The 8464-nt window shown below is 69.1% G+C and carries 9 protein-coding genes; 4 read left to right on the plus strand and 5 right to left on the minus strand.

Features of this window, described 5'->3' with window-relative positions; genetic code table 11:
* Positions 1–77: 77 nt before the first annotated feature.
* On the minus strand, positions 78–1013 hold the full coding sequence (locus ACAH01_RS15800; protein ID WP_372479827.1) for a GIDE domain-containing protein: 936 nt from the start codon (positions 1011–1013) through the stop codon (positions 78–80).
* A 123-nt stretch (positions 1014–1136) separates the two neighbouring features.
* On the opposite strand from ACAH01_RS15800, the gene ACAH01_RS15805 reads away from it, so the two are divergent.
* Entirely contained in the window at positions 1137–1748 is a 612-nt protein-coding gene (locus tag ACAH01_RS15805; RefSeq protein WP_170093186.1) for a hypothetical protein, read from the plus strand.
* 100 nt (positions 1749–1848) lie between these two features.
* On the opposite strand, the gene ACAH01_RS15810 is transcribed toward ACAH01_RS15805, so the two are convergent.
* Positions 1849–3375: a hypothetical protein gene (locus tag ACAH01_RS15810; protein WP_372479829.1), complete on the minus strand. Its 1527-nt coding sequence runs from the start codon at positions 3373–3375 to the stop codon at positions 1849–1851.
* Positions 3376–3424: 49 nt separating this feature from the next.
* Complete coding sequence (locus ACAH01_RS15815) at positions 3425–3802, minus strand: universal stress protein (RefSeq protein WP_372479830.1); 378 nt, start codon at positions 3800–3802, stop codon at positions 3425–3427.
* Positions 3803–3889: 87 nt separating this feature from the next.
* On the opposite strand from ACAH01_RS15815, the gene ACAH01_RS15820 reads away from it, so the two are divergent.
* Together ACAH01_RS15820 and ACAH01_RS15825 are read left to right on the plus strand one after the other, a co-directional pair.
* Complete coding sequence (locus ACAH01_RS15820) at positions 3890–5908, plus strand: helix-hairpin-helix domain-containing protein (protein ID WP_372479831.1); 2019 nt, start codon at positions 3890–3892, stop codon at positions 5906–5908.
* Positions 5909–5946: 38 nt separating this feature from the next.
* A complete protein-coding gene (locus tag ACAH01_RS15825; protein ID WP_208627620.1) occupies positions 5947–6363 on the plus strand; it encodes a plastocyanin/azurin family copper-binding protein in 417 nt (138 codons plus the stop codon).
* Between the two features lie 19 nt (positions 6364–6382).
* Here ACAH01_RS15825 and ACAH01_RS15830 read toward each other — a convergent pair whose 3' ends face one another.
* Positions 6383–7057 (minus strand): ABC transporter permease, encoded by a 675-nt coding sequence (locus tag ACAH01_RS15830; RefSeq protein WP_372479832.1) that lies wholly within the window; start codon positions 7055–7057, stop codon positions 6383–6385.
* A gap of 195 nt (positions 7058–7252) precedes the next feature.
* Between ACAH01_RS15830 and ACAH01_RS15835 the strand changes: the two genes are divergently transcribed.
* On the plus strand, positions 7253–8023 hold the full coding sequence (locus ACAH01_RS15835; RefSeq protein ID WP_372479833.1) for a lysostaphin resistance A-like protein: 771 nt from the start codon (positions 7253–7255) through the stop codon (positions 8021–8023).
* 118 nt (positions 8024–8141) lie between these two features.
* Here ACAH01_RS15835 and ACAH01_RS15840 read toward each other — a convergent pair whose 3' ends face one another.
* Positions 8142–8327, minus strand: a complete 186-nt coding sequence (locus ACAH01_RS15840) for a hypothetical protein (RefSeq protein ID WP_170093179.1) — start codon at positions 8325–8327, stop codon at positions 8142–8144.
* Between the last annotated feature and the right edge of the window lie 137 nt (positions 8328–8464).

The raw sequence follows: 8464 nt of genomic DNA on the forward strand, positions 1-8464 counted from the left end.
TGCTGCTGTCTCCCGATATCGCCCCCAGTCAGAGCGATCGATACGCAGCCTGTCGAGATCGGTCGGGGGAGACGACATCAGAGCCCGCCGACGCTCCAGAGCAGGCCGAGGACGCCGACGGCACCGCCCGCGATCCCGGCGAGAGCGTAGCCAGCGGCCCGGCGACGGTACCGCCGCGCGACGCCGGCCGGCGACCCGGCGACGATCGTGGTCCGGGGACCGCGGAGGACCGGTCCGTCGTCGTCGCTCACCACCGCACCCCAGACAGTCACGGTGTCGCCGGGCCGGAGCACCGTCTCGGTGTACTCGCGTGGCCGATCGGCGTAGTCGGCTTCGACGCTGGGTGCGGGGTCGGCGAAGCCGTCGGGCGGCTCGCTGTCCGGTCGCCGGACGACCGACCGCTCCCCGTCGAGAGCGAGCGTCGCGTCGGTGGGATCGACACACAGTGGGCCGGAGCCGTCGTCGAGGACGAAGGGACAGCCACCGGTGCCGCCGTCGACGGTCCGGTGGGGGTCGTCCTCGTCGTAGCGTCGCAGTCCCGGCCCGGTGACCGAGACGGACCACGACCAGCAGACCGCCGAGCGACCGGTCACGGGCGCAGCGTCGGCGTGGTCGTCGGTCACCGTACCGGACACCGCCGTCGTCCCCGTCTCGGCCCGCCCCGTGGCGTCGACCTGGTCGGGCCGGCACCGCCACCACCGGCGGGCGAAGCCGTAGCCCCCGGCCACTGCCTCGCAGGCGCCGACGAGGACGACCACCCAGAGACCGACCCGGAGGACGTATCGTCGGCTGGCGAACACCGCCTCGAACGAGACTCGCCCGCCGACGGCGACGACCAGCACGGCGACGCCGACGCCGACAGCGACGGCGACCGCCGATCGCCCCGGCGTCAGTCCGTGGCGGGTGCGGAGCGGTGCCGGTGCGCCGGCACTCTCGTAGTAGGCGTACACCGCGAGGAAGGCCACGGCCAGAAGAGCCACGAAACCCAGAAAGAGTCTGAACGGATCGGCCATAGCGGGGGTTCCGGCGGGGAGTACCTAACCGCTACGGACCGTCGGCCGCGAGGGGGACCGAGCCCGCTCCGTCTTGCGACCGTCTGACGGACCCTTTTGTACGACGACCACGAGTAGCCGCGTATGGAGAGTCTCGGCGACGCCTACGGCGGTTCCCGCTGGAACGGGCGCGATCCGAGACGCGTCTACGCCGGGGTCGTGCTGTTCGCGGTCGGCGTGCTCGCCGTCGTCGTCGGCATCCTCATCGTGACGACGCCGCTCGGGACGCTACTGGGAGCCGACAGCGCGACCGAGGCCCAGTCGCTGGCCGGCGTCCTCGCGGGACTGGGTGTCCCGGCGTCGCTCGCGTCGGTCGTCGTCGTCCTGCCAGCGACGCGCCGCGAGCACGTCGGCGTGCTCGCGGGCACGCTCCTCTGTGTCGTCGGCGTCGGCCTGTTCGCCTACGCCTACCCGGCCCGGTGGACCGGGACCGCTCAGTCGCTGGCCTTCCCGACCACGACCGTGTACTTCCTCGGGGGGTCGCTGGCGTTCTGGTTCGTCTTCACCGCCGTCGCCAGCTATCGGATCCGCAACAACCCACACGGCACCGTCCGGCTCGAACTGCGGCGAGAGGGCGAGACCAAGACGGTAGAGCTGTCTCGCGAGGAGTACTCGGAGTACAAGCAGGTCGTCCGGGGCGACGGCGGCGAGACCGAGCAGGTCATCCGGGAGCTCGAAGAGCGAGTCGACGAGTAGCGCGCGCGGCCAAAGGCCAGTCCGTCGCCGTTTCGAGACGAAAAGACCGGGAGCCGACGCTGAAGTGGGTCCCGCCCGACCGTCGACTACGTGGCGTCGGCTACAGCCAGTCGGTGAAGCTCCCGTCGAGCAGCGTCTCGGACTGGTGGTCGACGTAGCGTGACTGCATCCCCCAGATCGCCTCCGTCAGCGGGACGCCCTCGTCGACGGCCGTCTGGACCTGCTCGTGTTTCCAGCGGGCGGGAGTGAGCCGCCGGTCGACGCGCTCCTTGAGCGGCTGGATGTACCCGAGGGCCTGCTCCGTCGAGAGCCCGCGGCCCTCCAGTCCCTCGCGGGCGAGTTCGAACAGCTCGCCGTAGATCTCGTCGACGGCGCTGGTCTCGGTGCCGTCGGCGGTGATCCACTCGAAGTCGGCCCGCAGCCCGTCGCGAGCGGCCGCGTAGAAGTTCGCCTCGGCCGTTTCCCAGTCCAGCGAGCGCACGGGGTGTTCCAGCCGGGTGAGGCTCTTCATCAGGCCGGCGAACACGGCCTGGAAGGCGACGGCGTCGCTGACGGTCGGTTGCCCGGGCAGGGGCCGGAACTCGATGCGGGCGTTGGCGGCCGACCGCGTCGGGCCGTCGAACACCGGTCGGACCCACCGCCAGTACGAGCCGTGTTTGTGCCGAAGGTGTGCGAAGGCGTCGTCGAAGCGCTCGCCCGTCGACACCGACATCGGGACGATCGTGGTGTCGGCGACCACGTCGTCGATGGCCGCCTCGACGGTCTCGAAGTCCGTCGGGAAGGTGACTTTCGGCTGCGCGTCCGTCCCGGAGCCGGTCTCGCGCGGGTTCAGCACCGACTCGAAGACGCCGATCCGGTGTTCCATGTGGGCCTCGTCGACGATCCGGCTGTCTGGCACGTCGTCGTAGAGCTCCGGCGGGAAGAACGGCGAGTTGACCCCCAGCGCGACCAGCGGGCCGGCGATCCGCAAGGCGTACCGGAAGTACTCCGGGAGATCCGGCGCGTGCGGGATCTGGTAGTGGGGCTGAATCGAGGTGATGAGGCTCTCTGGCATCACGGTGTCGGCCTGGAGCGAGACGTTGGGCGCGTCCAGGGCCATCCCCGACGGGTAGTCCGTGTTCGCCATCGCGTGGTAGCGCACTGCGGCAGACATGTTGGTCGCGATGCGGACCCCCTGCTCCTCGACGGAGTCACAGAGGTAGCCACTCGCGGTCTCGCCGTTCGGCGGGACCGTCCACATCCCGTCGGAGACCAGCTGGATGTTCTCCGTGTGCGTCTGTTCGAGCGCGGGCGCGAGGTTGGCCCGCAGCTCCGCGAGCTGGGCCTCCAGTCCGTGTTCGTTGAGCGGTTGGGGGCTGGTCTGCATTTCGGCGTTGTGCAGCCCCAGCTCCTTCTCGAAGCCGATCAGCTCCAGGAGGTTCCGGGGCACGCGCTGGAGGGCGTCGGTCCGGTCGTCGACGGCGTACAGCTCCAGCTCCAGCCCGACGATCGCTTCGGTGTTGTCGAAGGTGCCATCGCGGACCTCCGCTTTGAGCCACTCGGCCTCCTCGGCGGCACGAACCTCGAACTCGTCGCCGTCGGCCGACAGTGCCTCTCGCACTCGTTGCGCCAGTTCCGAGGCGGACATGCAAGCGCCTTCTCCGTCCCCAGTGTTAAAAGGGCCGTCCCGACACCCCTCAGAGCTCGGGCAACGGGACGACGACGACCGGACACCGCGCCCGTTCGAGGAGCGCCCGGACGGTCGAGCCGACACCCTCGGCTCCTTCGACGCCCCGGTTCGGCCCAGCCAGGACCACGTCGGGGGCTTGCCGTTCGATTGCGTCGAGTAGCGTCTCGGTCGGATCGCCGTCGGGAGTCACCACCGTCGGCGCGACGGCGGCCAGTCGCGACCGGGCGACGTTGGCCGCGTCACCGGCGTCGCGGTCGGGACTGTCGGCCTCGCGAACCGCCACGACGACGACCTCGTCGGTCGCCGGATCGAGGCGCTCCTGGAGGTAGTCGGCGGCGGCGGCCGTGACGTGGACGGACGACGTGGCGACGAGATACTCCGTCATGCCCGCTCGGTCGACCGCTGTCGGCAAATCCGTTGGGATCGCGACGAGCGGGAGACTTTTTTCCGCCGGGGTGCAGGAGTCGGGTAGATGGAGCTCGAATCGGTCTCCGGCGTTGGGGAGAAGACGGCGGCGGCACTGGCCGAACTCGACGATCCCGAGCGGGCGCTTCGCGAGGGGGACGTGGCGACGCTGGCCCAGGCCCCGGGGATCAGCGAGGGACGGGCCGCCCGGATCGCGCGAGCGGCCGTCCGGGACGAACACGACGACCCCGGCGGGTGGGCCGCGACGAGTCGCGCACGCGAGATGTATCGGGAAGCGCTGGGACTCTTACAGGACCGGACCGTCACCGACTACGCCGAGAAGCGCCTGGAGACGATCTATCCCAGCGTCGTCCCCGAGCGCATCGCGGCCGTCCGGGAGCGAGCGCGGGCGGCGATGGAACGCGAACCAGACGAGGCGGTCCGCGACGCGCTGTCGGCCGTCGAACCCCTGGCAGATCCCAGCGACGTGCGCGTCCGAGACCGGTGTCTGGCGACGACCGACGCCGAGCGCTACGCCGAGGCACAGGCGGCGATCCCGGAAGTCACCGTCGAGGTGGTCGACGACGCCAGACAGCTCGCTGAGCTGGGTCGCAGCTACGCGACCGTCGTCGCGCTGGACGAGTCGTTCGCCGGCCTCGACGTGGACGGAGACGTGCGCGTCCAGCCCGACGCACTGGAGAACCCCGCCGACGTGGTGCCAGAGCGCCCGCTTGCGTTTTTTACGCGCAACCGGGACCGAATCCGGGCGGCCGTCGCGGTACACCGTGTGGCCGACCTCGATGCCCCCTGTGATCTGGACGCCCTGGAGAGCGCGCTGGACCGGCTCGCCGAAGACGGCAGCGTGCGGGGCGACGACGAACTCGATCGGCTGACCGTCGCCGTCGACGACCTCGATGCGGCGGTCTCGACGGCCGAATCCGCCGCCAACGACCACCTCCGAGAGGCCATCGAGGAGCGAGACGTGACCATCGAGGGGACGGACCTGCTCTCGCTCGTCGAGCGGGGGGCCGGGGTGGACTCGCTGCTGTCCAGAGAGCTGGCCGACGAGTACGACGCCGCCGTCGGGAAGGCCCGCGACCGCCTGATCGAGACGCTGGGTCTGACAGACACCGAGGCGGTCGCACGCCGGGCCTTCCCCGACGATCCGACCTACCCAGTCGAGCACAACGAGGAAGCCGTCTCGCGCCTGCGCGAGGAACTGACCGCCGCACGAGACCAGCGGGCCACGCGGCTGAAACGAGCGCTGGCCGACGACCTCGCAGAGATGCGCGGAGCCGCCGAGACGCTCGTCGAGAACGCGCTCGAACTGGACGTCGAGCTCGCGATCGCCCGGTTCGCCGCCGACTTCGACTGTACGATGCCCGAAGTAGGAGGGGTCGACGGGGCCGGCGACGATCCCGGCTTCGCAATCGAAGGCGGGCGCTCGCCGCTGCTCGACGTGGCCTTCGAAGCCGTCGAGCCCGTCGACTACCGCGTCGACGGCGTGGCGCTGCTGTCGGGGGTCAACAGCGGCGGGAAGACCTCGACGCTGGATCTGGTGGCGCTGGTGACGACGCTGGCCCACATGGGCCTGCCCGTCCCGGCCGAGCACGCCCGGATCGGCCGCGTCCGGGAACTGCACTACCACGCCAAGACACAGGGGACGCTGGACGCGGGGGCCTTCGAGGCGACGCTGCGCGATTTCGGCGCGCTGGTCGACGGTGTCGACGGGAGTCCGGGCGACGCTCGCGCCGGCCGCGTGATGGTGCTGGTCGACGAACTGGAGTCGATCACCGAGCCCGGCGCGGCGGCGACGATCGTCGCCGGCATCCTCGAAGCCCTCGCCGAGTGCGACGCGACGGGCGTGTTCGTCTCCCATCTCGCGGGCGACATCATCGAGGCGGCGGACGCGGAACTGAGCGTCGACGGCATCCAGGCCGAGGGGCTGGTCGACGGCGAACTGCGAGTCAATCGCTCGCCGGTCAAGGGCACGCTGGCCCGCTCGACGCCGGAGCTGATCGTCGAGAAGCTGGCCGACGACGCCGAGGGCGACTTCTACGGCGACCTGCTCGGGAAGTTCGAGTAGCGAACCCTATTTGTAGCGCCGGCACTGCGTCTCGGACGATGCGACGACGCACGTTCCTCCGCGTGACCGGCGTGAGCGCGACCGGCGCTCTGGCCGGCTGTGCCAGCAGCGGCGACTCAGAAACGGCCACGCCCGGCGACGACGAGGTGCTGGTCGGACCGAACGGCAGGTACGTCTTCCAGCCCGATCCGCTGACCGTCACGACGGGGACGACGGTCACCTGGCGGTTCCAGAGCCCGAACCACAACGTCAGCTGTCGGCCCGACGGGTGGGACAGCGCCTCGCTTCCCGAGGGGGCCGAACCGTTCTCCAGCTACGAGGCCGGCAACAGCTACGAGACCCTCCAGGAAGGCGAGACCTTCGAGCACACCTTCGAGGTCCCGGGCACGTACGACTACATCTGTACGCCCCACGTGGCAAACGGGATGGTGGGGACGGTCGTCGTCGAGGAGTGAAGCGGCGACGCGGCCACCCTCAAAGCCGGTTCCACGCGGACTGGACCGTCCCCGCCGGATCGTCCGCGAGCGCCAGCACCGCCGGGAGCAGGTCGTACTTCACCGCCCGGAGTCCCACGATGCCGAGGCCGCCCGCCAGCACACCGGCACCGACGATGCCCGGAACGGACCCGAAGCCGTTCGTGAACTCGGGGACGATCACCGCGAGCACGCTCACGAACGCGATCAGCGCCAGCCCGATCTTCAACAGTGCGTCCGAGAGGCGTTTCCACCGACTCGGGCGGTAGCTCTCCGCGAGGTCGGCCGCGACGCGCTGTCGGCGCTGTTCGCTCGTCTGGATCGAGAGGGCTTCGAGTGATGGCGTCTCGTCCGTCTCGACCGCGCTCCGACGCTGCTGTGCCCGTTCGAGCAGGTCGTCGCGGTCGACGTCGTTGATCGCTCTGCATCGCTCGACCGTCAGATACGCGTCGGCGAGGCGCGCTTCGAGCAGTTCGTCGGAGTGGTCCTCGAAGGCCAGCTCGAACTGCCGGTCCGGGTAGTCGACGAGCAGTTCGAAGTCCTCGACGCCCGCAGCGACGCGCGAGCGGATCTTTCGCTGATCCCGGCGACGTTTCGCCTGCTCTACGTCCGCGAAGTCGGTTCGGACGCGCTCGCGCTGGGTCCGCGTGAGCAGCGAGGAAACCCGATCGGCCATGTGTCGTCGTAGAGCGATAGCACATTTCACTCTACTGTTCGACGCGGCCGTCCGGTCGTGGACGCCGCTCGTTCGGGGCGAGTGTACGGGCGTACACGATCAGCCAGAGTGAACAGAGACGGGCGTACACGCCGATAAAACGGCGTTAAATCTCTGTGGCGTTGATGTGGGCGTCGACCGTCGAACGAGACGCACATGGTCCAGATAGCACATTGGTTGCACACCCTGTCTCGACGCGTCGGCCCGGACACTGGCGTCGGGACGGTGATCCGGATGACCGGGCTGACGCTGTTCGCGTCGGTCCTCTCGCTGTTCGTGTTCCCGATACACCGATCGCTGCTCGATCGCTTCGTCGCGCCGTGGTCCGCGGATCTCGCGTCGCTCGCGGGCACGAAGGGATCACAGGTGGCTGTCGCCGTCGTCGTCGTGGGCTATCTCGCGACGACGCGACGCTGGAACGTCGTGCAGATCCGGCGACCGACACTCCACGACACGCTGTGGATGGTGCTCGGAGCCGCCGGCCTCGATCTGATGGCCGAGGCCATCCAGTTCGTGTTGCCGCTCGCGGGGCTCTCGATCGAAGTCCTCAGCGGCTCCGGTGGCTCCGGCTCGGCCGTCGGCCTCGGGACGTGGCCGCTGCTGTGGCCACTCGTCTTCCTCGGGCTGTACCTGCTGCCCGCACTCGTCGAGGAACAGTTCGTTCGCGGAATCGTCCAGGGACGGCTCGGAGAGCGGTTCCATCCGGCCCTGGAGGTCGTCCTGGGCGCGGCTCTCTTCGCGCTCATGCACGGCCTGTACGGGCTCGGTGGCGGGCCGGAGTTCCTGGCGACGTACCTGATCGTCCTGTTCGGCCAGGGGCTGGTGTTTTGTCTCACCTACGAGCGGACGCGGAACCTCCTCGTGGTCGCACTGATCCACGCGCTCTCCTGGACGGCTGTCGACGTTCCCTTCTTCGGGCTCCTCTGAGCGTGCGAGAGAGTCTCTGAACGTGGTCGAACGACTCCGAAGACGGCCGGTCGTCAGTCGTCGGCCGGCGCGGCAGTCCCCACCAGAACGGTTCTACCTCGCCGAAGATTCGAGGGTGTTATTCGCTGCCTGCGGCGAACGGCCGATCGGTCTGTCGAAGACTGCGACGCAAATCGACGAGCACGGTCAGGATTCGCAGCAGTATCACGGCGATGATACCGAGAAGAAGCTCATCCGTAACGACGGCTGTGCCGATGATGATCAGGACGGCAACAATATTCACCAACTGATTTCCCTCGACCATACCATCGCTTAGATGACACCACCAGATGTCAGTTTTGATCGAAGAAGTGGCCGTCATCAGCGTCCGACATCAGCCTGCGATTTCACTTTCACCACCCTGGGGAATCGTTAAGTGGCGCGCGAACCCCGGTGAAAGTG

Source organism: Halomicrobium sp. HM KBTZ05, assembly GCF_041530035.1.
Taxonomy (GTDB): domain Archaea; phylum Halobacteriota; class Halobacteria; order Halobacteriales; family Haloarculaceae; genus Halomicrobium.